At 46.1% G+C, this 23,057-nt stretch carries 24 protein-coding genes and 2 riboswitches; of the genes, 10 read left to right on the forward strand and 14 right to left on the reverse strand.

Annotated features, from left to right (window positions below):
• Positions 1-147: 147 nt before the first annotated feature.
• The 7 genes from PQQ36_RS06680 to PQQ36_RS06710 form a co-directional block, all read right to left on the reverse strand.
• Entirely contained in the window at positions 148-582 is a 435-nt protein-coding gene (locus PQQ36_RS06680) for a YccF domain-containing protein (RefSeq protein WP_011151663.1), read from the reverse strand.
• A gap of 137 nt (positions 583-719) precedes the next feature.
• On the reverse strand, positions 720-2,651 hold the full coding sequence (locus PQQ36_RS06685) for an LTA synthase family protein (protein ID WP_263180220.1): 1,932 nt from the start codon (positions 2,649-2,651) through the stop codon (positions 720-722).
• Positions 2,652-2,661: 10 nt separating this feature from the next.
• Complete coding sequence (locus tag PQQ36_RS06690; RefSeq protein ID WP_080537005.1) at positions 2,662-4,314, reverse strand: phosphoethanolamine transferase; 1,653 nt, start codon at positions 4,312-4,314, stop codon at positions 2,662-2,664.
• Between the two features lie 5 nt (positions 4,315-4,319).
• Positions 4,320-4,676, reverse strand: coding sequence for a diacylglycerol kinase (locus PQQ36_RS06695; RefSeq protein ID WP_011082289.1), 357 nt, complete (start codon positions 4,674-4,676; stop codon positions 4,320-4,322).
• 331 nt (positions 4,677-5,007) lie between these two features.
• On the reverse strand, positions 5,008-6,288 hold the full coding sequence (locus PQQ36_RS06700; protein ID WP_045618894.1) for an ATP-binding protein: 1,281 nt from the start codon (positions 6,286-6,288) through the stop codon (positions 5,008-5,010).
• 9 nt (positions 6,289-6,297) lie between these two features.
• A complete protein-coding gene (locus PQQ36_RS06705; RefSeq protein ID WP_015727499.1) occupies positions 6,298-7,002 on the reverse strand; it encodes a response regulator in 705 nt (234 codons plus the stop codon).
• 278 nt (positions 7,003-7,280) lie between these two features.
• Positions 7,281-7,916 carry an NAD(P)-dependent oxidoreductase gene (locus PQQ36_RS06710; protein WP_225483669.1) on the reverse strand — a complete coding sequence of 212 codons (636 nt, stop codon included), beginning with the start codon at positions 7,914-7,916 and terminating at the stop codon, positions 7,281-7,283.
• A gap of 261 nt (positions 7,917-8,177) precedes the next feature.
• Between PQQ36_RS06710 and PQQ36_RS06715 the strand changes: the two genes are divergently transcribed.
• Positions 8,178-9,080 carry a LysR family transcriptional regulator gene (locus tag PQQ36_RS06715; protein ID WP_273660596.1) on the forward strand — a complete coding sequence of 301 codons (903 nt, stop codon included), beginning with the start codon at positions 8,178-8,180 and terminating at the stop codon, positions 9,078-9,080.
• A 34-nt stretch (positions 9,081-9,114) separates the two neighbouring features.
• On the opposite strand, the gene PQQ36_RS06720 is transcribed toward PQQ36_RS06715, so the two are convergent.
• Positions 9,115-9,834, reverse strand: coding sequence for an SDR family oxidoreductase (locus PQQ36_RS06720; protein WP_011151671.1), 720 nt, complete (start codon positions 9,832-9,834; stop codon positions 9,115-9,117).
• A gap of 140 nt (positions 9,835-9,974) precedes the next feature.
• On the opposite strand from PQQ36_RS06720, the gene PQQ36_RS06725 reads away from it, so the two are divergent.
• Positions 9,975-10,889 (forward strand): LysR family transcriptional regulator, encoded by a 915-nt coding sequence (locus PQQ36_RS06725; protein WP_206623764.1) that lies wholly within the window; start codon positions 9,975-9,977, stop codon positions 10,887-10,889.
• Here PQQ36_RS06725 and PQQ36_RS06730 read toward each other — a convergent pair.
• Together PQQ36_RS06730 and PQQ36_RS06735 are read right to left on the reverse strand one after the other, a co-directional pair.
• Entirely contained in the window at positions 10,876-11,226 is a 351-nt protein-coding gene (locus tag PQQ36_RS06730) for a DUF3147 family protein (RefSeq protein WP_011082296.1), read from the reverse strand. The genes PQQ36_RS06725 and PQQ36_RS06730 overlap by 14 nt on opposite strands.
• A gap of 129 nt (positions 11,227-11,355) precedes the next feature.
• Positions 11,356-11,652, reverse strand: a complete 297-nt coding sequence (locus PQQ36_RS06735) for an isoamylase early set domain-containing protein (RefSeq protein WP_011151673.1) — start codon at positions 11,650-11,652, stop codon at positions 11,356-11,358.
• A 225-nt stretch (positions 11,653-11,877) separates the two neighbouring features.
• Between PQQ36_RS06735 and PQQ36_RS06740 the strand changes: the two genes are divergently transcribed.
• The 3 genes from PQQ36_RS06740 (at position 11,878) to PQQ36_RS06750 (ending at position 14,907) form a co-directional block, all read left to right on the forward strand.
• Complete coding sequence (locus PQQ36_RS06740; RefSeq protein WP_225465060.1) at positions 11,878-12,222, forward strand: hypothetical protein; 345 nt, start codon at positions 11,878-11,880, stop codon at positions 12,220-12,222.
• Between the two features lie 51 nt (positions 12,223-12,273).
• On the forward strand, positions 12,274-12,876 hold the full coding sequence (locus tag PQQ36_RS06745; RefSeq protein WP_017421880.1) for a thiol:disulfide interchange protein DsbA/DsbL: 603 nt from the start codon (positions 12,274-12,276) through the stop codon (positions 12,874-12,876).
• A 132-nt stretch (positions 12,877-13,008) separates the two neighbouring features.
• Positions 13,009-14,907: a pyridoxal-dependent decarboxylase gene (locus PQQ36_RS06750; RefSeq protein ID WP_273660597.1), complete on the forward strand. Its 1,899-nt coding sequence runs from the start codon at positions 13,009-13,011 to the stop codon at positions 14,905-14,907.
• Between the two features lie 68 nt (positions 14,908-14,975).
• On the opposite strand, the gene ribB is transcribed toward PQQ36_RS06750, so the two are convergent.
• A complete protein-coding gene (gene ribB, locus PQQ36_RS06755) occupies positions 14,976-15,632 on the reverse strand; it encodes a 3,4-dihydroxy-2-butanone-4-phosphate synthase (RefSeq protein WP_017791512.1) in 657 nt (218 codons plus the stop codon).
• Between the two features lie 96 nt (positions 15,633-15,728).
• Positions 15,729-15,869, reverse strand: a riboswitch (FMN riboswitch).
• A 197-nt stretch (positions 15,870-16,066) separates the two neighbouring features.
• On the opposite strand from ribB, the gene PQQ36_RS06760 reads away from it, so the two are divergent.
• The 4 genes from PQQ36_RS06760 to PQQ36_RS06775 all read left to right on the forward strand — a co-directional run bounded on the left by PQQ36_RS06760 (position 16,067) and on the right by PQQ36_RS06775 (position 18,776).
• Positions 16,067-16,606: a hydrolase gene (locus tag PQQ36_RS06760; RefSeq protein WP_015727504.1), complete on the forward strand. Its 540-nt coding sequence runs from the start codon at positions 16,067-16,069 to the stop codon at positions 16,604-16,606.
• Positions 16,607-16,702: 96 nt separating this feature from the next.
• Positions 16,703-17,506 (forward strand): HAD family hydrolase, encoded by an 804-nt coding sequence (locus PQQ36_RS06765; RefSeq protein WP_225471789.1) that lies wholly within the window; start codon positions 16,703-16,705, stop codon positions 17,504-17,506.
• Positions 17,507-17,657: 151 nt separating this feature from the next.
• The gene (locus PQQ36_RS06770; RefSeq protein ID WP_011082305.1) at positions 17,658-17,948 is read left to right on the forward strand and encodes a hypothetical protein; all 291 of its coding nucleotides are present in this window, start codon (positions 17,658-17,660) and stop codon (positions 17,946-17,948) included.
• A 384-nt stretch (positions 17,949-18,332) separates the two neighbouring features.
• Positions 18,333-18,776: a TetR/AcrR family transcriptional regulator gene (locus tag PQQ36_RS06775; protein ID WP_015727506.1), complete on the forward strand. Its 444-nt coding sequence runs from the start codon at positions 18,333-18,335 to the stop codon at positions 18,774-18,776.
• A 334-nt stretch (positions 18,777-19,110) separates the two neighbouring features.
• Here PQQ36_RS06775 and PQQ36_RS06780 read toward each other — a convergent pair whose 3' ends face one another.
• From PQQ36_RS06780 to trmY, 3 genes are all read right to left on the reverse strand, one after another.
• Positions 19,111-19,860: a phosphatase PAP2 family protein gene (locus PQQ36_RS06780; RefSeq protein ID WP_045598551.1), complete on the reverse strand. Its 750-nt coding sequence runs from the start codon at positions 19,858-19,860 to the stop codon at positions 19,111-19,113.
• Positions 19,861-20,022: 162 nt separating this feature from the next.
• Positions 20,023-20,862, reverse strand: coding sequence for a bifunctional hydroxymethylpyrimidine kinase/phosphomethylpyrimidine kinase (gene thiD / locus PQQ36_RS06785; RefSeq protein WP_225454015.1), 840 nt, complete (start codon positions 20,860-20,862; stop codon positions 20,023-20,025).
• Positions 20,863-20,950: 88 nt separating this feature from the next.
• A riboswitch (TPP riboswitch) is annotated at positions 20,951-21,049 on the reverse strand.
• Between the two features lie 147 nt (positions 21,050-21,196).
• On the reverse strand, positions 21,197-21,793 hold the full coding sequence (trmY, locus tag PQQ36_RS06790) for a tRNA (pseudouridine(54)-N(1))-methyltransferase TrmY (RefSeq protein WP_026050568.1): 597 nt from the start codon (positions 21,791-21,793) through the stop codon (positions 21,197-21,199).
• 197 nt (positions 21,794-21,990) lie between these two features.
• On the opposite strand from trmY, the gene PQQ36_RS06795 reads away from it, so the two are divergent.
• On the forward strand, positions 21,991-22,509 hold the full coding sequence (locus PQQ36_RS06795) for a DUF3087 domain-containing protein (protein WP_263180641.1): 519 nt from the start codon (positions 21,991-21,993) through the stop codon (positions 22,507-22,509).
• Positions 22,510-23,057 lie beyond the last annotated feature (548 nt).

The raw sequence follows: 23,057 nt of genomic DNA on the forward strand, positions 1-23,057 counted from the left end.
TGAGAGATCGCAATCACGGACAAATGGATCTTTTGTCCTACAGAGCATGGTGAGGATCACGAATTGTACCGTTGGACGAAAAAACGCCACCTTGAACAAGTGGCGTTTTTGTAATCATTGTCACACTAACGGTGGTGCGGAGATCCGTTAACGAGAGCGGTTGTGGTATCGGGCTGCTTCTGCCACTTCGACCGGTACGATGGTTTGGCCAATAGGCGCCAGTGAGATCACCGCCAGTTTGAGATGTTGCAGCGCGAATGGAATACCAATGATGGTGATAAAACACGCCACAGCAGAGAGAATATGACCAATTGCCAGCCACACGCCTGCGACCAAGAACCAAATCACGTTGCCAATGAGCCCTAGTGGTCCTGTACCAATATCGCGTTTATTGGTCAGTTCGTCGCGATAGACCGCCTCTGAACCAAAAGGAAAAAAGGAGAAATTACCGATGACGAAGCACGCTCTTCCCCAAGGAATGCCAATAATGCTGATAAAGGCCAAAATGCCAAAAAACCACCAAGCAAGCCCCATAAAAACGCCGCCAAACAAAAACCAAATAATATTTCCGAGAGTTCGCATATGTGTTCCTAAACCCAGTGAAATGAAGCGTTGAGTATCCATAGACTAGATTAATCTGCGATGAACGAGAAGCGGGTAAGCCAAATAAAAACGTGATAAAACAAAGGGGCCAATTCAGGCCCCTAGTATGATCTGGGTTAATAATCCGATTTGTACCAATTGTATTTGTACGCCATCGAACCAAATAGCGCATTGGCTTTGGCTTTATCGAGCGACTCTTGGCTGACCTCTTTTGGTGTTAAGCTCTTGTCTTCAAAGTTGTAGTGATAGGACGACACTTTTTCACCTGGAGAGAACACCACCAAGCTGTCACGCGTTAAATAACCGTAGTTTTTGTCAAACTGCATCATTGCGCGTTCATCTTCGCGAGCCAAAGGCTTGGTCAAGTCACGGCCGATCATTGGCGATGTCGCATCAATGCCGATCAGCGACAGCAGCGTCGGAGGCATATCGATGTTATTCGCTAGGCGATCATCTTTTCGTGGTTCAATGCCTTTGCCCAAAATCACTGCTGGAATATGGAAGCGATCGACAGGCACCAGTTGCGAACCAAACACTCGGGCATCATGGTCTGCAATGACGATGAAAATGGTATTTTCCCAGTAATCGGACTGCTTGGCTTTGTCGAAGAAGGTTCCTAGCGCGTAATCAGAGTATTTAACGGTATTGTTGCGCGTGTTGAACTCACTCTCATACGGCTCAATTTTGCCCGCTGGATACTCAAATGGGCTGTGATTGCTGGAGGTAAAGACGAGGCTGAAAAACGGTTTTCCCTCTTTGTTAAGACGGGTAAATTCTTCATCAGCTTTGTTGTACAAGTCTTCGTCACTCACACCCCAAGAACCAGTGAACTCCGGATTTTGGTATTGCGGCTCATCGACAATTTGCTCGAAGCCATTGCCAAGGAAAAAGCTCTTCATGTTGTCAAAGTGCGCTTCACCACCGTAAATAAACTGGGTGTGGTAGCCTTGTTTTTTCAGCAAGTCCGCGATGGTAAAGAAACCCGTTTGGCTCTTGCTGAGTTTCACGACGGCACGTGATGGCGATGGTGGGAAACCCGTGGTTATCGCTTCAATACCCCGTACGGAACGAGTACCGGTGGCGTACATTTGAGTAAAGTTCCAACCCTCTTCCAACAGTTTGTCTAGATTAGGTGTTAGCGGTAAACCGCCTAAGCCACCGACAAAACGAGCGCCTAAACTTTCTTGCAGCAAAATCACCAAGTTTTTTGGTTTGCCTTGATAAGTGGCGTTATTCACGTTGAGGGTTGGCAGCGATCCTTGGACAAAATCGTGCTTGGCCGATGAGGCTTTCACCAGTTCGATGATCTTGTCTTGGCTCATTTGGCCATAAAACTTGTCTGCGCTGCGCTCTGATTTCATGTTGTTGATGGCAAAGAAGACCGAGTACGAGGAATTGAGTACCAGATCGTTAACCAGCGGATCACTGGAAAATGCCACCATCGCTGGGTTCAGCGGACGGTGTCCCAAAGACGAACGCGCACCCAATACGCCCAATAGCACGACTGCAATGGCTAATACAGGGCGCCATTGCCATTTGATTTGACGAACGTTTTCAGTGACTTTGCCACTGAAAATCCAACCTAACCAAAGCGTGGCGATGGACCCGACAAGCCCGATAAAGAGCTCAATCTTATAGCCTTGCCAAAGCATGCTGAACACTTCTTTCGGGTAAATCAGATACTCCACAAAGAGGCGATTTGGGCGAAGATCGTATTCCATGATAAATGGCGGAGTAGCCAGTTCCATATAAACCATGATCCAAAGACCAGCCACTAGCCATACGCGTAACACGGCGCGCCAAATTTTGCCTACCATACCCTCGACAGGCAGGATGGCCGCCAAGAGACAAGGAAGGATAAATAGCCAACACAAGGTGGCGATGTCCACGCGCAAACCTTGGAACAGCAAATTGCTCCATCCATCTGCGGCGGCAATGCGATCAAATTGCCACAAAGCGAGTAGGAATCGCGAGAGTGTTACAAGACCAAGGGCAATGGCTGCAAAGGCAGCAATCGGCTGTAAGGGACCTAAATTAATCTTACGCATTGATGTTTCCTTATTGCGCGCGGCATTGCTTAAAGAGATCAAGGGTGGCATCGTACTCACTGGTACTCACATCCATCACGCCGAGCAGTGAATGGAAAATGTAATCATGCGAGTAGGTATCGGTTTGCTTGGCTTGCTGCTTAAGGCAGTCAGCATTGATCTGTTTTGTCTGGGCAAAACCCGGTGACATCCAAAGCATCAGAGGTACTTTTGTTTGGTACTCAGGGGCTAAGCTGTAAGGCATGCCATGCAGGAACAAACCATTCTCACCAAGAGATTCCCCGTGGTCAGAAACGTAAATCAGCGCCGTGTTGTAACGCTCCTCAAGTGCCTTGAGTTTATTGATGGTTTGGCTCAATACATAATCAGTATAGAGGATGGTGTTGTCGTAAGTGTTGACGATCTGCTCTACCGAACAGTTTTCGATGTCGGCACGCGGACAATCGGGCATAAAGGCCGCTTTGTCTTTCGGATAACGTTGGAAATACGTTGGGCCGTGGCTGCCAATCAAATGTAGAGCCAACACACGGTTCCCCTTTAGATTCTCGACATCCTGTTCGAAGTTTTCCAGTAACGCCATGTCATAGCAGGTGCTGCCATTACAAAGCGCATCCTTACGAGAGCGATCGACGGTAAACAGAGGAATGTTTTTCGCCACATCTTTGTCGCCACCGTCATTTTCTTTCCACAGAAGTGACACACCTGCACGGTTTAAGATGTCCAGTGCATTGTCTTGATTGTCTGCCGTTGGGCGGTCAAAGTTTGAGCGTGTCATGTTAGAGAACATGCATGGTACGGAGACTGCGGTTGCGGTGCCACATGAGCTGACATCTTGAAACGAGATCATGCCTAATTCGTTGGTGTATTGGTTCGTAGGACGGGCATAACCGTTCGCTTGGTAGTTTTGCGAACGTGCCGTTTCACCGACGACAAAGACCAACAAGGTCGGCTTTTGCTCCGCTTGTTGTAGAGCCAGTTCTGACTGTTTGGCATCAAGGCCCAATTGGCGGTAGGGCTGCGGTGTGGAAAAGTAGGTATCGCGAACATACTTTGTGGCACTGTACACATACTGAGTCGGGATGATCATCTTTTTCAGATGGGTATTGTTTCGCCCAATAGATGCGTAATCTTGGTAATAAAGGCCTGCAATCACCGCGATCACGGCCAAAGAAGCGAGCATACTCGCTGCTTTCTTCGCCACCATGTGCAGCGTAGAGCCTGATAGGCTCAAATTCAGTTTGCACACCAACAGCGCAGGTACTACGCCCATCAACAAGGTCCAGATGACAGAATATGCGCTGAGGTATGATCCTGCTTCGCTGCTGTCTGTTTCCATGATGTTGGCAATCATGCCGTAATCAAACAAAGTGCCATAGTTGTAGCCGGCATAGCTTACCATCGCAGAAAGCAGAAGCAGCACTGCAAAGAAAGGCTTACTTAGCCAAGGCCAACTGAATAAGTTGAACAAGAAGTTCAATGCCGCAAGGAAGAAGATAGGGACTGAAATTACAAAACCCACCTTGACAGAGTCGAGGTGGCTAATGATGCTGAACAGTTCTTTGTAAATCGGCAAATTAACGATGGTGGCGAAATAGATCGCCAGCACCAAAGTGAATGTGGTGTAAGAGCATTCACGATTAAACAAGGTTTTGATTCGATTCATTGTGGTCACAGCAATACACTCGCCCAAACAAACAGCGCCAGTGCTAAGGCGACGAAGACGGCAGCAGAGCCGATGTCTTTCGCTCGGCCGCTGAGTTCATGCCAATCGTCACTAATGCGATCTACGACGGCTTCTACCGCAGAGTTGATCAGCTCAACAATAACCACCAACAATAAGCTAGAAACCATGAGAATTCGTTCAATGGTCGTCACTGGGAGGAAGAACGCGGTGATGGTTAGCGCGGCGGTCAGAAGAATTTCCTGACGAAAAGCGGCCTCGTTAATCCATGCGGCTTTCAAGCCTTTCATTGAATAGCCCGTTGCGTCGACAATACGACGAATACCTGTTTTTCCTGGTTTCAAAATATAACCCTACTACTTGTTATTAATGGGAAGCTCAAAGCTGGTTGTGGCAAATGAGTAGTTAGCGGTCGCTAAGCTACTTCAACGCTCGTCAAGCAAATGTGAAAAGAAGTGAAAATAGAGGCGTTGGGAAAGATTAAGCTCGTCAACTGCGCGTTTCGGCACCAGTAACGTAAGAATCACAACGTAAAGTTGCCCTTGTTATCACTTCTATCAATGACTAGGTTGAAATGTACAGCGTTTTATTATGGAAATCAGTCACGCACGTGTAATGAATTGTCGCGCTTTGTAAGATTGGTAAGGTGAATGATGCCGAGGGCATCATTCTGTGTTAGAGGGAAAAACGAATGATGAAGCAGGCACCGCCCAGCGGGCTATGGGCAACGTGTGCACTGCCGTTGTGAATCTGGCAAATCTGTTTGACGATCGCCAAACCCAATCCATAACCGCTGGTGGATTTGTTACGCGATTTGTCGGCGCTGTAAAAGGCATCAAACAGGTAAGGCCAATCTTGTTCGGCGACGCCTTTGCCATCATCGTGTACTTGAAATTCCAGCTGCTCGGCAGTGTGTGTCACTTGAATGCGAACTTGTGTTTGGGTGTAGCGCATCGCATTACGCACCAAATTGTCGAGCGCTCTTTTCACAAGGTGAGGATCAACATTGACTTGATCACAACAGTTGTCGATCTGCAAATGGATGGGATGATAAGTTTCGCTCTGCCATTTTCTCACGAGGGTTTCACACCAAGGTTGGAGAGAAATCGCCTGTGTGTGCAACTGAGCTTCGGGTCTTTCCATTTTGGCGTAGTAGAGCATCTCTTCTACCATGGCTTCCATTTCATCAATGTCTTCCACCATGCTGGAAACCGATTTTTGTTGCTTCTCGTTGAGTGGCGAGTCGGCAAGTAAATCGGCTTGCCATTGCAGACGAAAAATGGGTGTGCGTAGCTCATGAGCCACAGCGTTAGTCAAAACCTTGTTGCTGGTGATCAGATTGGCGATCTTATCCGCCATGACGTTGAAGCTTTTGTTCAAGGAGCCGACGGAATACCGGGCGGTGGTACGGGCTCGCGCGGACAAATCACCCGATGCAAAAGCCAATGTTACGCGTTCTAACTCACGAACTCGGCGACTTAGAAACCAAATCAAAATGACGCAATAGATAGCAAAGCCGATAATGAAGAACACCCAAACTAAATTACCGCTAAAATCGATGGCTTGCCTTAACGGTGATTGCAGATCTTCTTCTAAGTGATAGATGGTCGAGTTGGCGGAAAAGCGCATCCAAACATCAAAATCATCATCCAGATAAACCAGCATTGCAGGATCAACAAAAACAGCAGCAATCTCTTTTGGCAGCTGCTTTTGCTCGTAGATGGTTAAAATAGAACGCGTGGCTTCGGCGTAATTTTCCATCGCTTCGGTGAAATAGGCTTGGCCTTTTTCCTGATACAGCGGTGTTAGTAGATCATGAAACGCATTGATCTCGAATTCTGTCAGTACACGATCGTAGTCGGTATTTAACTGATAGACGATAACCTCGTAGCCCCACAATGTGGCAAAAAACAAAAGAATCAGGCCAAAAAAGGCTTCCAGATAAATGCGCTTCATTTTCGGTGTTTATTCATTCCATGTGTCTGGCATAAACATATAGCCCTTGCCTCGAACCGTGAGAATTTTCTTTGGTGGTGTGGTGGTATCGTTGAGTTTTTTCCTCAATGTGACCACACGATTGTCAATGGTGCGATCCACGCCATCGTATTCGATGCCTCGCAAAGCCTTGGTCAAAGATTCGCGCGACAGCACTTGTTCTGCTGATGTGGCCAGCAGCCAGAGCAAATCAAACTCGCCATCGGTTAAATTGATGGTTTGATCGGCCAGCTGGCACTCTCGACGAATACGATTGAGTTTCAGCGCACCGTATCGGCAGTTGTTGGCGTCTTGGTTAACGGCCACATCTGGTCGTCTCAGTAGCATCCTCACCCGAGCCAGCAAAACGCGTGGTTTAATGGGTTTATTGACAAAGTCATCCGCGCCAATTTCCAACGCAGCAACGTGATCGAAATCGTCATCGCTGGCGGTTAACATCAGGATTTTTCCATTATAGGCGTCGCGAATTTGCCGACACACGCTCAACCCATCTTGACCAGGTAACATCAGGTCAAGCAGGACGAGTGCAGGCTTTTCGTTGAGGATCATTTCAGGCGCATCCGTGCCATTATCAACGGTGATCACTGAAAATCCTTGTGACATAAAATAGTCACTTAACATCTGTTGGAGCTTGATGTCATCTTCAACAATGATCAACTTCTGGTCTTCTACCATGGTGTCATTCTATGCTTTGTTTTGTTGTTATATTGAGTACGTCATCAGAAGTACTGATATGAAACGAGAAGTTATACGACTCACTTCACCTTTTCAAATATAAATGACCACCAAGGAGATTGACAGCAGGAGGTTATCAGAATGGGCACAAAATCAATGTCGTCGTTTTGTATGACTTTGTCATGATCTTGAAGGGGCAACAGACAATGAGGCGCACACCTGAGCGCTTAATCCGCTCAGGTGTGCTTGGTCAATTGAAGGGGCAGCGGGCGGTGAGTTTAGTAAGCTACGCCAATGCGCTGATTGAGGTACTGGTTCGTTTCTAATACATCGAGCAAGGCCGCTGCGTAATCTGCCACGGAAATTTGGCTCTTACCTTCGTCGTCGCATAGCAGTTGATCGCCTCCGACACGGTAGTGATGGCGTTTCTCTCCCGGAAAAATTTCTGCCGCTGGACTGACAAAGGTCCAATCAACGTCGCTAGAGAGGGAACGAAATTGATCCAGTGCGTCTGATTGTGCTAACGCTTCTGCTTTATATTCTTCAGGAAACTCTGGCACGGTGACAAGTTTGACATCGGGTGCCACTTCTAGCGAACCCGCTCCGCCAACCCAAAGCAAGCGCTTAACACCGACGTTGGCCAATTGTGTCAGCAACAATTGAGCGGTTTCTGCCACGATGCTGTGATCGTTGTTTGCTCTGCCACCAACGGCGGCAATAACGTAATCGGCATCTTGGAATGTTTGCGCCAGGTTGTGTGGCTGGCGAACGTCAAATTGACGTTTCTCTACATCATCGCGTTCAACGGCATTGGGATTGCGAGCGATAGCAATCACATCATGACCGCGTTCGCGTGCTTCGTTGACAAGAGTACTGCCGATCCAACCTGTTGCGCCTAATATTGCTATTTTCATTTCTCTTCTCCGGTTCTATACCCTTCCTACTTGAAGCTGCAGCGGTGTTGGCTGCGCTCGTTCACTGGCACGCCAGCCCGGCCCAATCACATAGTCTGTCTATGTTCATGGGGATGAGCTCACTTGCCGCCTACCTGCAACTCCAAGTAGTTTGGGTATGTGAGGTTTCGTTATGGAGAGAGTCTACTCATGAGATATATCGGGATAAATAAACTTAAATGATATAGATTGTTTCAATAAACTGATCTAATAGAGATAGAAATGGACAGACTCGACGCCATCAAGAGCTTTATTGAAGTGGCCAATTGCCGCAGTTTTACCCAAGCAGCGGAAACCTTATCGCTAAGTCGGCTTCAGGTAACTCGGCATGTCCAAGAAGTGGAAAGCTGGCTTCAACAGCGCTTACTGCATCGCACGACTCGAAAAGTCAGCCTGACGCACGCAGGCGAACAAGCCTATATTCGATGCCAGCGCATTTTAGATGAAGCCGCGGCTTTGGAGTTGGATGCGGTTCAAAGCCGAGATTCGCTAACGGGGTCGATTCGCATTTCTGCTCCGATTGGTTTTTCACAGCACTATCTTATTGATGCAGTCAGTGCATTTACCGAGTTGCATCCGCTTGTAATGGTTGACATCTTGGCCTCTGATCGCTTTTCGCAATTGGTTGATGAGCGCGTAGATGTCGCCTTGCGATATACCGATCAACCCGATGAGACGTTAATTGCGAGAAAACTGATGGATATCGATGCGGCCGTGTGTGCGACACAGGGGTATTTGGATGAACATGAGCCCATTGTCGTGCCGGAAGATTTAGCCAACCACAATTGCTTAGTCCATTTGAGTACCCACTTATGGAGATTCGTTGCCGATAATCAAATCTCAGAAGTATCCGTAAAAGGCAATATTTGGGCGAATGATCTCAGTACCTTATTAGGTGCGGCGCTGGCAGGGAAAGGGGTGATCCGTTTGCCATGTGATTTGGCCAATCCGCTTTTGCAACAGGGTAAGCTCGTCGCACTATTGACCCCCTATACTTTGCCTTCATCTTCCTTGTGGGCTGTTTATCTTTCTCGCAGTTATCAAACCCCTGTGGTGCGTCAGTTTATTGATTTTATTGCGCAGCGATGGGATCAGAATGTGCAACTGTGGCAAAGGCCTGCGTAGTTACAGGCCTTTGTGGTGCGATAAGCATGAGCGGTTATGGCTGTTGCTTGGTCGGTGCTAGAGCGATTTCACGAATACAGACGTTTTGAGGTTGCTGGTAGGCAAACAATACAGCTCTCGCGACATCGTCTGCTGCCAACACGCCACCCATATCCACTTTCCACGCATCGTAACCGTCTTTGATTTGTTGCGATGTGGTGTGTGAAAGCAATTCTGTTTCGACCGCACCCGGTGCGATGGTCGTGACACGTACGTTAGAGGCAGCCACTTCCTCACGCACATTTTCAGAAATGGCATGCACAGCGAATTTGGTGCCACAGTATGCCGCGTGATCTGGGAAGGTTTTCTTACCTGCGATCGAGCTGATGTTAATAATAGTGCCGCTGTTGCGTGCTTTCATTGGCGCTAGCACCGCTTGCATACCATTTAGCAAACCAAGGACATTAACATCAAACATACGTTGCCATTCATTCGCTTCTTGAGTGTCAATCTGGCCAAGTAACATCACACCCGCGTTGTTTACTAATACGTCCGCCGGGCCATAGATTTCTTCTGCACGAGTAATCGCAGCATCAAAGGTGTTTTTATCGGTCACGTCCACTTGAGCACAAAGTGTGTTTGGCAAATTAAGCGCCTCAAGGCGCTCGACGCGACGTGCCAAGAGCAGCAGTGGATGACCTTCTTCACTGAAACGACGCGCGATGGCTTCACCAATACCAGAGCTTGCACCTGTAATAACGACTAATTTTTTCATTTTGTGATCCTCTTTAAAAGCCGTTTTGGCTTGTTGATGTGTAGTTTATGAAAAGAATTTTTGTTGATATATATCGACCTAGTTGAAACTCTGTTGTTATATGGCAACAATAAAGCATCAAAAGAAAAGAGAAACCGATGATGCAAACACAGATCAACCTCGCGGATATCCGCTCCTTTGTGCTGATCGCCCAACTTGGCAATTTCACCAAAGCCGCAGAAGCACTGGGAGTGTCGCGCTCGCATGTGTCTCGCCAAATTAGCCAACTGGAGAAGCAAATGGGGGTGACGTTGTTGATCAGAACCACGCGCACACTCAAATTAACGGATGCGGGAAAATCACTGTTTGCTCAGTGTGAGATGGCGCTGCATAGCATTGATCAAGCGGTATTGGCCGCGGTGGATGATATTGAAGCCGTTCGGGGGGAAATCCGGATTAACTGTGTGGGCGGTTACTTAGGGGAAGAGGTGATTGCGGAGGTCGTGGGTCAGTTTATGCAGCAATATCCGCAAGTACGAGTGGATTTGGATTTTAGCAGCCATCGTGTTGACCTGATTGAGGATGAATTTGATATCGCGTTTCGCATGGGCAAACTGGAAGATTCAGGTTTTGTCGCTCGCAAGCTGATTGATGTGGAAATGGGCACTTATGCCAGCCCGAACTACTTAGCGACGCACGGACGACCAGAACATCCGAAAGAACTGGATATACACGCTTGTTTAACGGGCTCGGTGACGCGCTGGACCTTCCAACATCGGCAAACCAAGCAAACATCAGATTGCCAGGTGCGTGGGAAACTGCGCTGCAAAAATGGCCGAGTGATGCTGAAAGGTGCTTTGGCCGGCAACGGCATCATTCGTGTACCCACGCTTTACTGTATGCCAGAACTAGAACAAGGCTTACTGCAAGAAGTGTTTGAGGATTGGCATATTCCAAGTGTGGCGTTCTCTGCGCTGTATCATCGTGATCGTTATCAACCTAAGCGCATTCGAACGTTTATCGAGTTCACCAGCGATTATTTTCGTCAGTTACAAAAGAGCATTAAGTCAGCTTGATGCCAAAGTGTTTAACAATGAAAGCCACGCAGGCAAAGGAACTGATGGAAATCAGTGCGCAAAAAAATAAGGAAATCCAGAAGCTAAATCGTTCCATGAGATACGGAAAAATCAGAAACATGGGAAGCGTAGGGAGCACATACCAAAATGTGTAGTAGGCGTGATTCGTCAGCTTTTCATTACCTTGTCCTTCAAGGTACATCCAAATCAGCGCGAGAATGGTCACGGTGGGGAGAGCGGCGATAAGCGCACCCGCTTTGTCACTGCGTTTGGCGACCTCAGAAATAAACACCACGATCGCGGCCGTGATTAAATATTTGGTGACAATCCAGTACATTGCATTTCCTTTGTTGTTTATTCGGCTCTCCTTGCCGTGTTTTGCATAGTAGAGTGACTGAGCCAAAACTCAATGAAAAAAGGCGCATTTTGCGCCTTTCAACTCGATAGAGCGGCCATTGATTGGCCATTATTCGCTGGTCAAGACAAAACCATTGTCGCTACCAAAACCGTTGGCAACATAGCCATCAGCCTGCGGATCGTTACCCCATTGGTTTTGATTGAAGAGATAGCGGAACTCCACTTTTTGTTCTTTCGGCAGGCGCGTCTTGAATTTAAATAAGCCACTTTTTTTCACCAGAGTCATTGGCTCTGGCTTCCAGTTGTTAAACTCCCCAACAACGTGCGCGCTTTCCCAGTTTTCTTGTTGAACCTCAAACGTCACTTCGACTTCGTCTTTGGTTTTGAAAAAGCGTTTTTTTAACATAACAATATCCTTATATTTCTCATAACAACCGAATAAGTATTACTCCTGTTTCATAGTGTTTGCAAGTTACGAAGGCAGGTTAAACCTGATTATTGCTTGGTTAGGGAACTGATAAGAGGAAAGAAAGTCATACTTGGAGCGCTTGCCTGTTTGAAAGGCTTCCATCAGAACGTTTTTTGCTGTTAACCTAGGGCAAGTTCCCTCATTGCCAAGGAGAGGTTGTTTTTGTACTCACTGTTTAGAATGCCACTATTGATCGTGTTAGCCGTGGCGATCATCTTTATGGCATCGTCAGAAATGATCAAAAACACACTTTCTTTTTCAGAGAGTGCTGCAGTGCAAGCAACTGAAACCACATGTCCTGATGTTCATCACGACATAAAATTGGAAAGTAGTCAGCCTTCTCATGGCTGTCATTCGGTGTGCATAGGCAAAATGCCCGCCTCCAAAGCGCAACTGGCATCGTTGCAACAAGCTTTCGCTCTCGCATTGATTTCTCGTGATCAATCGGTCAAAGCCTTCTCGATGAACGAATCGCTCTTTCGTCCTCCCATTTCAACCTTTGTTTAATCTTTATTTCATTCATTAATTAATAAAAATTAGATTATTCAAGGTATTAACATGATCAAGAAAATCGTCTTTATGTTCTCGGCATTGTTGCTGAGTGTGTCTGCATACGCAGCGAAATTTGAACAAGGCACGCATTACACGGTATTACCTACCGCCAAATCGCAGAAACCTGTCGTGACGGAATATTTCTCTTTCTACTGCCCACACTGTTACCGTTTTGAGGGAGTGGTGGAAAGCATGAAGAAATCTCTGCCTGAAGAGGCAAGATTTGAGAAAGTGCATGTTTCCTTTATGGGGGGCGAGATGGGGGTTCCTGTCGCCAAAGCGTACGCCACAATGGTGTCGCTGGATGCAGAAAAAACCATGGTTCCGGCGATGTTCACGCAAATCCACGAAAAACGCAAAGCACCACAAACGGAAGCTGAGTTGCGTCAACTCTTCATCGATAATGGTGTTGATGCCAAGAAATACGATGCGGCTTACAACAGCTTTGCCGTTAACTCGATGCAAAAGCGTTTTGATAAGCAGTTTAAGGAAAGTACCTTAACGGGTGTACCCGGCGTGATCGTAAATAACAAGTACATTGTGAAAGCAGACAAAATCACGACAATTCAAGAATACAATGAATTGGTGAATTATCTGCTGACACTGTAAAGCAGAAAGAACAGAGTACAAGGCGACCACGGGTCGCCTTTTTTGGCGATGGTAATTTTTAAATGAGCAACTATATTCATATCTGTTTTGGCTGGGTCTGAAGAGGACCATAACAATAAGATAGGTATGAATATGAAAAATAAACACAACGTTAAACTTGGCTATGGGCCAGCTCTACTCCCTTGGGACGAGCAGGTCCCTGATTTTGCACAAGGGTTGATTTCGCCACCGAATGCCGATCCAATAGAGGTTTACCGCAGAGCAAATCAATCCTTTGGTTTTGAAGTGGACGAGATTCATCAAGCGAACTTTGAGATTCCTCCGATAGGACAAAGTGAGGATGAACAGGACACGGCCTTTTCTCAAGTTCAGCAGTATGTGAATCGTCAAAAAGCGCGCTTTCTTGGCTACCAAACGGAAGAGAAAATCGATTACGGCAAACGCATTGTGCCCTTTTTAGATGTGAGCATGAACAACGTGGGTGACCCGTTTGTTGATGGCAACTACACCATCAATACTAAATTTGTCGAACGAATGGTACTTGATTATTTCGCTTCACTGTGGAATGCCAAATGGCCTTCTCAAGGGCCTTATTTGAAAGCCGATGGCAGTTGGGATCGTGGTGATCCCGAAAGTTATTGGGGGTATGTACTGACCATGGGCAGCACAGAGGGCAATTTGTATGCGATGCTCAATGCGCGTGACTATCTCTCTGGCCAAACGTTACTGGATGATGAAATTTGTGGTGAAGATGCACACGGGCGCACGATCACGACAAGTCAACTTTATGCCCACTATCCGCAAGCGCCACAAGAAAATCCCAATGCTTATACGCCAGTGGCATTTTTCTCTGAGGATACCCACTATTCGATTGTCAAAGCGATGTCGGTCGAGAAAATTGAGACCTTTGGTGCCTTGGGCAACCGACTTTATCCTAACGACAACCCACTTGGAAAAGGCGAAGTGTGGCCTGCGGAAGTGCCTTCCGAAGCGCCAGTAGAAGGTTTGCCTGTTGGCTCAGGCGCGATCGATGTCGATAAGTTGGTGAAGTACGTTGAGTTCTTTGCCGAGAAAGGTTACCCAATTATTGTGGTGCTCAACTACGGTACGACCTTCAAAGGTGCGTACGACAATATCGATCAAGCGACCTTGGCGTTGGAGACAGTGCTGAAAAAACATGGGCTCTATGAGCGTCAAGTTCCGGTCGATCCAAGCGATCCTTCAAAAACTGAGACGCGCACGGGCTATTGGATTCACGTGGACGGTGCGCTCGGCGCAAGTTACATGCCGTTTGTCAAAATGGCCGCGAATTTGCGCGAGTATGAAGGCTTCTTTGAAGAGAACCATTGTTACACAGGGCCAGATTTCGACTTCCGCAACCCTATGGTGCATTCCATTGTCACCAGTGGCCATAAGTGGCCAGGGGCTCCTTGGCCGACTGGGGTATACATGACCAAGCACCAGTTTATGGTTTCTCCACCGGATAACCCGGCTTACATTGGCTCGCCTGACACCACGTTTGCTGGCTCACGCAGTGGCATTTCCCCTTTGAATCTTTGGGACTATTTCTCCAAGCACAGTTACGAAAAGCAGATTGAGTTGGCGATGAAAGGGCAGAAGATGGCGCAATATGCTTATGAAAAGTTGCAAGAAGTGGCGAACTATTGGGAAGACAAAGGAGCTGATATTGGTGTTCCCAAAGGGTTATGGTTGCAACGAACGCCGCTCTCTTTATCGCTTATTTTCTGTCAGCCAAAGGATGACATCATTTTCAAATACTCGTTAGCCAAAGAAGAGATTGACGAGCCAAATCCAGAAACAGGCCGTAAGACACGAAAATACGTCCATATGTTTACCATGTGGGACGTGACTGAGAAACTGATTGATGAGTTGTGCGACGATCTCAAAGCGGATGATGCGTTTAATGTGGCGGACTTTAAACCGTTAACCAATGTTCGTCGTACTCGCGACTTACCACATTCGAGTGCCCATTTGGTCAAGTTACCACTGAAAGGACGTTCGTTTAGATAAAGAGAGAATAAGAGACCAATAAGGCCAGCAATGCTGGCCTTAATTCATACAGTATCTTTGAAGGTATTTTACGCCAATTTGAGATCGTACTGATTGCGGTACATCACCATGTCTTCAATGGTGAGCACTGGCATATTGTGTTGCTTGCCGAAGGCAATGATCTCGGGCGTTTTGGCCATGGTCCCATCAGGATTGGTCAACTCACACAGAACACCCGCAGGCTGTAATCCGGCCATTTGCATCAGATCAACCGTGCCTTCGGTATGACCGCGACGAGCCAACACACCGCCTGGACGAGCACGTAACGGGAAGACATGACCCGGGCGCGCCAAGTCGTCTGCTTTTGCTAACGGGTTTGCAGCGGTTTTGATGGTGGTTACTCGGTCTTGTGCAGAAACACCTGTGGTGACACCTTGCTTTGCTTCAATCGAGACGGTAAACGCGGTTTGGTTGGCACTGTTGTTGTTAACGACCATGGGTGGCAGTTCCAACTTGTTGGCGTGCTCGTCGGTGAGGCACAAACACACAATGCCGCTGCATTCGCGAATCATCAACGCCATTTGTGCGTTAGTAAGGTGTTCAACGGAATAGATAATGTCGCCTTCGTTTTCACGATCTTCATCATCGAGCAGTAGTACGCCACGGCCCTCTTTGAGCGCAAGCAAAGCGTTTTCAACGCGAGTAATCGGATCGCCAAATTCGGCAAGTAGAGATGACTGATTCATGGTTAACTCCTAATAATCACCAGAATCAGGGCAGCATGAGGCTGGAAGCGTTTCTTCCAAAACGAAATGCACCAGAGCCAGAGGGCACTGGTGAAGTTTCATTCTCTCTCATCCGGACTATAACCGTCGGCTCTGGCCTCTAACCAGATCTGCTGACCTCGACGAATCGAGCGCTCGCGGGCTCACCTCATTCGGTATACCGCCGGTGGGGAATTTCGCCCCGCCCTGAGAATAAAAAATAATTTAGCCAAACGTCTGTCTCACACAGCACGTCAGCCGAAGTATGTTACTGCGGAAAAAGCATCAGGAAAAGTCACGTGTGTCTGTTTGTTTGATTTATGCACAGCTCTTATTGGCCTTTGGTCGTGATGTAGGCAACTGAAAAGCAAGCTATAGTGAAAGCAAACAGACGGGTTGGATTGATAGAGGTCAGCATGCTAGAGAAAGAAAAAACGGGGCTAATTGTAGTGGATGTGCAAGGGAAATTGGCGCAGATGGTGGATCAAAGTGAACAGATGATCAATAACATCACTAAGTTGATTGAAGGGGCAAAGCAGTTAGCGCTGCCCATCATTTGGTTGGAACAAATCCCTGAAAACTTAGGTGCTACGGTTGCGCCAATAGCGAATGCGTTGGAGGGGTATCCACCTTTTCATAAATCGACTTTTTCTGGATGCGGCACTAAAGCCATTAATCATGCCATCCAAGCTAGTAACGTTCAGCAGTGGCTGCTATGCGGCATTGAAGCGCACATTTGTGTTTATCAAACGGCAGTCGATTTGAAACACATGGGCTACCAAGTGGAGGTGGTGACAGATTGTGTCTCATCCCGAGATCCACAAAACAAAGCCTTAGCATTGAGAAAATTTGAAGCCAATGGCATCGGTTTGTCGGGTTTGGAAATGGCGCTTTTTGAATTAATGCGTGATGGCAGATGTCCAGAATTTAAGCAGCTACTGCCGCTTTTTAAGTAACATTCTCTATGAGTTGTACCACTCATCAAGACTGTACAAACTCGATATTTTCTGGTGACATAACGGCCTTTCTCTTCTGTTTAGAGTTGTAATTAAATGTCGTTGTCAGAAATCAAATTCATTGCTGCCGATATGGATGGCACCCTGCTGGATCCATTAGGAAAATTGGCACCAGAGTTTTTCCACATCTATCAAACGTTAGAAGATAAAGGAATTATCTTTGCGGCTGCCTCTGGTCGGCAGTATTACAGCCTGCGTGAGACGTTTTCCCCAATCAACGAGCGCATGATGTTTATTGCGGAAAACGGCACATTAGTCATGCATCAAGGAAAAGAGCTCTACAGCTGTGGTTTAGCTAGCACGGATATTAAAGACATTATTCAGTTGGCTCGCACCATTGATGGTGCCCACATTGTGCTATGTGGTAAAGAATCGGCTTATGTCGAAACAAAGCATCCTGAGGCTATTGAAGAAATCAGTAAGTATTACCATCGCTGCCAATATGTCCCCGATCTGCTGGATGTTGATGAGGCTTTCATCAAAGTGGCGATTTGTCATTTTGAAGGTTCACAAGAAAAATTACACACATCATTCAGCGAACGTTTTGATGCGACCCATCAGGTGGTGGTGAGTGCCAAGATTTGGTTGGATGTGATGAACGCAGAAGCGTCAAAAGGCGCGGCGATTAGACATTTACAGCAAACGTTGGGTTTTACACGCCAACAAACCATGAGCTTTGGTGATTATTTCAATGACGTAGAAATGCTTAAACAAAGCTACCATTCCTATGCGATGGCCAACGCCCATCCTGAAGTGAAAGCATTCGCTCGTTTTATCGCACCAAGCAATGAAGAGTCTGGTGTTTTGCAGGTTATCCAGCAGCAGGTGTTGTCTGATTAAATACCCAATCAAATGACTCGATATGCGCAATTTTTACGTTTTTTGCACGACAAGTTAACCGGGATCAATATTCCAACCGATTTGGCCTCCACTGCGTAGAAACTCTCCTAAACTGATGTTGGGATGGTAACCGCACAGTTTGGAGGGCGTCATGATCACGGTACATAGGGATTATCGAGTGAGTATTAAACCAGAGCGCTATGCACATGTAGAAATCAACCCAGTAGGAAAGCTTGATGTTGAAATAAAAGGTCAGCGTCAACACTATGTGGCTGATTTTGAACAGTTGGCTTTCTCTAGCGATGAACAAGGGGTGGCATTAGTTTGTCAAAAGGCACACTCTCCTTGGAAAGTGATGCTTGCGACCGCAGACGCGCAAGAGCTAAAAAGTTTGGTTAAAGAAGCGCAAGAAGAGTACGAAATCTTAATGCGCGATCTCTAATTTTTATGGTTGCGCCTGCTCATACCTGACTTAAAACGTTTTGACTGAACAAAATCCTTCGTATTGCGCGAAGGATTTTTGCTTTTTGGCTATCCTCAATGATGTGAGGCTTGCTGATATCGAACCGTGTGAAAAGAAAATAAAAGAAGATATCTTTTATTTGTGCTATTGATAAACACTCAAATTGTGGTCTTTTTGATCATTGCAAGTGTCATAAAATGGTACTTTTTGATTGATTGTTGCGCTTTTTGAGCCTTGTTGATAATAATAATAGCGGATTCATGAGAGGAGAATGTCGCTAAAGTCGGACCACTTTATCGATCAATTTTCTTGAGCAGGTTTTATGAAAGCGTTAGGATTTGCCGCTTTTAGTAGGAGATGACAATGCCAAGAGTCAGCCAAGCTGTGGCCAAAAAAACACACCAAAATATTATAGATGCATCGTTTAAAATACTCCTGCTAGAAGGCTATGAACACTTAACCTATACGCATATTGCTGAGAAAACAGGGGTGAGTCGTTCTTGTGTGAATGGCCATTTCAAGAAAAAAGAAGAATTATTGGATGAGCTCAAACCGAAAGCGGTCGAACACATCATCCAAGCCCTTGAATTTTCATCCCCTGAAGCGTTTTATCTCTCTTGGGTTAACGCTGTAAATGAAGATCGAATGTTTCGAAACCTCATCCAGAATGTGGGAGAAATCATTTGTAGTGCGGAAGGGCGAATGTCTCTCACCAATCGAATCTCTGGTGACTCTAAAGAAGCGGAAAAAGCGCTTTATATGGCGATCGGCTATGCAGTCGTCCATATTAGCTGCCCTATATGCTGAGCTAATTAGAAAGGTTTTTGGTGGGTTAAAAAACAACCAAAGGTAAACCAGCGATGTCACAAAAAAGTCAGTAAATAACGGATGATGGGTTTTATTTCTTTCCTTTCCGTATTGTCTCGCTATAATGTGCTCGTCTAAGTGAGTTGGTCCTCACAGACAACACTTTCTATGCTTTGGTTGTAAAACTAGCTTAGCTTAAATAGCTTTTGGTCGCTTGGTTGTCCTACTTTTACCAAACGACCTTCTTTTTACGTTCATTTTGAACACCATTCAGTTTCTTCATAATTATTCACCCCCTCTATACCTTGGCAGATAAATGTGAAACACGGCTACTTTAAACCGTGCTTTCCGGAATGCGTAAAAATTTCCTTACTGGTGTAGGTATCGGTAGAAAATTTGGCAATAGCACGGTGATCATGACAATGAATGCAAGTGAGCCAAATAGATCCTCTGGTCGGTGCATACCAATCCACAAGCGGCTATAAGCGACCAAGCTTGCCCAAGCAAGGGTTATGACAAACGCCACATAGCGCTTTTGCATCAGGAAGAGACCACCAAAGAAAGCCACACATAAACTAGCAAATATGGTATGGCCTGAGGGGAAGGAGTAGTCGGTTTCACCTTCCCAATGTTGCAAACGCCATGGGCTGATTGTTTCTTCGAGTGTTTTGACTCGTGCGACTTGTTGATCCGCGTCTAGATTGTAGAACGCTTGTGGGGTTTCAACTAAATGTTCTGACGCCATCAGTTCGGTGTAGGGACGGGGTGACTCTGTGAATTGCTTTAATCCCGTTTTTCCCGCGAAACTTAAAACCAGCATAAGTGCTAGTACCGCAAATCGACCCACAACAAAATATCGTCCAGAGTGTTTACGTAAAACCAGCAAGCTTAAAGCGACCAGGGTAATAGCAAAACCTTTACTGCCAGCTGAATCGGTCACTAGGGTAAAAGTGAGACCAAGAAAGTCTGGAACAGGAGACGTCAAATCAATACCTGAGGCAAACCAAGTAACTAAAGTCAGCAAAGCTGCGAAACACGAAAGAGCGACTAGTGAGTAACGTTTTGGTGTGAATACTGTTTTCATCGAGAAAGCTTGTGAAGAAAAACCGCCATTATAGGTGAGTGTGCCTGATGGAAGTATCAAGCATCTGTCAATTATTTCGAGATGGGTTCTAAGCTCGGTAGCGAGTGTAGGCCTTGGGAAAACACTTACTCCCGAGCAAACGATGACGATGGAGCTCCTTCTCTAGCGGACGTGCATGTGTCCTGCAAAGAAGTGATTGACGGGGCCATGACCTTGACCAACGGATAGCTCATCGGCATGAGCGATTGCCTGTGATATGTATTGTTTAGCCAAGAAGACAGCCTTGTGTAAGCGATGACCTTGAGCCAAGTAAGACGCAATGGCGGAAGATAATGTGCAGCCAGTACCATGAGTGTTACGTGTGGAGTGGCGTTTGCTACGGATGAATTCGCAAAACTGTGGTGTGATTAAAAGATCACTACTGTGGGACTCATTCTGCAAATGCCCGCCTTTTAATAAGATGGCAGGGCAGTTCAGCGCTTTCAAACTTTCGACGCTCGAGATCATCTCATTTTCAGTGTTCGGGATGGGCATTCCGGTGAGCGCCACATATTCTGGGATATTTGGCGTCACGATATCCGCAAGTGGAATCAAGTGCTCCTTCAGTGCTGCGATCGCATCGGGTTGTAATAAAGCGTGGCCGCTGGTGGAAATCATAACGGGATCGAGCACCACTTTCGCTGGCGCGTATTGGCGAATCTTTTCGGCGACCAATCGAATAATATGACGATCTGCAAGCATGCCAATTTTAACCGCTTGAATATTGAGATCGCTGAAAACAGCATCAAGCTGCGCGGCAACCACCTCGGTAGGGATCGGAAATACGGCATTCACGCCCTTCGTGTTTTGCGCGGTGATGGCTGTGATCACTGAGCTTGCGTAACTGCCCGTCGCTGAAATGGTTTTTATATCGGCTTGTATACCAGCTCCGCCCCCACTGTCAGAACCGGCAATGGTGAGAACGCATGGAATAAGAGATTGAGTAGTTGAAGTAAGTAGCATCTTGTATCCTAGAACAAGACGTACAGGAACTGTCTATACCAACAATATTACCAACTATATTGGTATACCAACGCATAAAGCAGAAAGTTATATGCGCGTAATAGTTCCCTACGTCAGTATTAACTGAATCAGGTTCAACGGGTCTCGCGTGGCGATCTCAGCCGATAAGGCTCCCCGACTATGTTGGCAAAAATGATATCAGTAATTGGACTCGACGCAAGAAAGTATTCAAGGGCACAAAGACACTTTGAGTGTTGTCAACGTGTTGATTGGGATAGACAGCGTCAATGATGAATCTTGAGCAAGAAAAAGGGCTCTAATGAGCCCTTCGCATTTATTCCTGCAGATCCAATTCATTTTGAATCAAAGTAACGCATTGGGAGGCAAACAACATTTTAGGACCAAGGCTAATGTTTTGCGTTCCGAGACGCTTCAGGCTGTTAAAGGTTTTCTTTGGCATCGGAATATGGTCAGTAAGCAAAAAACAAGGATTGGCAGCAAACTTAATGTCGCGAACAAACTCGCCTTTCTTTTCCAACATATATAGCTGATGGTCTTCGGCAAGCTGCTGGACCAATCGTTCAAAGCTAATTGTACGAACGGTGACACCTGGTTCGACATTTCTTAATTCTTCTTTACCCATACCCGTAGAAGCATCAAGCGCACGAACAACAATGTTCAACAAATTTGCTTCGTGGAAGCCGCCCACGTTTGAAACTTCGTTAGAGTGAATGGTAATCGTACGCGAAAAGTCTTTGGTACTCTCTAAAACCAGATGAACGACAACATCTTGGCGATGTGACTGTGCGACAAACATCGTGTTCATCAGAGTATGTGCAAGAATCTCAGTATGAGCCTCGTTACCGACTCCTTCTAATAACGCTCGACTGTTTGTCGGCGCTGCGCGTGCGCGTAATACAAATGTACGCATGATAGACCTTTGCAGTGAATTCGAATGCACGGAGTATATACCTAACAAATAGTCTGTTGCGAGTCATGCTGTTATCAAAGTGAGTATTCGAAGTAGAGTGAGAGAGAGCAACTGAGAGAAAGCTTACAAAGGAAACGTTGCGAGTGCGTATTGCTTGGTTAAACTAGTCTGGCACTAAAAGAAGGAGGGCGGTATTCGTGCGTCAAATAAATAAAGAAGAATATAGAAAGAAAGGGAACATGGTGATAGTGGCGTTTCTACTGGCTTTTGCCTGTTCTGCCATTGCATTTAGTACATTGTTGATTGCCCTATTTGGCAATACAGACATTGTTGAAGGCGAATCAACGGGAAACTTCGTTTGGAACCTAGTCGGAGTAGTTATTGCTCTTGTCAGTACGCTTTCAATATTGAATCAAATAAAGACGCATCGCTATTTTGATGAGCTTTTGTATGTATGGAAGCTTAAACAGACTCATTTAAAGATCTATCGAAAAGTGAATATCCTTAAACATGCTGCGCATAACGAACACAATGAGAGAGCAATGACCATTCTTAAGTTTTACTATCAAACTCAGCAGCAAGTGTTCGAATTAGACAACAATACACTGACAATAAAGAGTGTATTGAATGAGCTGGAAAGGATTCGTCAGTGGGAACAAAACCACAGAGTGCTCAATGCATCCGATTTCCAAGATGCTTGGTTGAACGATTTCTGACGAAAATAGATGCTTTTTTTTAACATGGAACCAAGAAAAATAACCCTTTGATTGTTTCTTGCGCGAACGAACGGTTTTGTGACATTTTTTATCGAAAAGCACTTGCCAAAGAAACTGCCTTCCCTATAATGCGCATCCACCGACACGGCAGACAGCGTAAGGCTTCAGCAAGGTCGGGTGAGGTAAAAGCTTCTGAGAAAATAAATTTGAAAAAGTGTTTGACTCTTCAAATTAACTCGCTAGAATGCACCTCCGCTTTGAGAGAAAAGCTTCTCGAAAAGCAAGCTCTTTAACAATATAAACCTATCAATCTGTGTGGGCACTCGTTGATGATAATCCAAAAGATTTATCAATGAACTGAGTGACCAAATCAAGTTGGTAACAGCCTTGAGCTGTTTTGTTTCACTTTTTTAAAAGTGAAAGCCAATAAGAGCACAGTCAATTTATTCAGTATTCATTGAGCCGAAGCGCAAGCTTCAAAAAACTTTTAATTGAAGAGTTTGATCATGGCTCAGATTGAACGCTGGCGGCAGGCCTAACACATGCAA

Origin of the sequence: Vibrio sp. CCUG 15886 (genome assembly GCF_028570825.1) — a bacterium.
Taxonomy (GTDB): Bacteria; Pseudomonadota; Gammaproteobacteria; order Enterobacterales; family Vibrionaceae; genus Vibrio; species Vibrio vulnificus_B.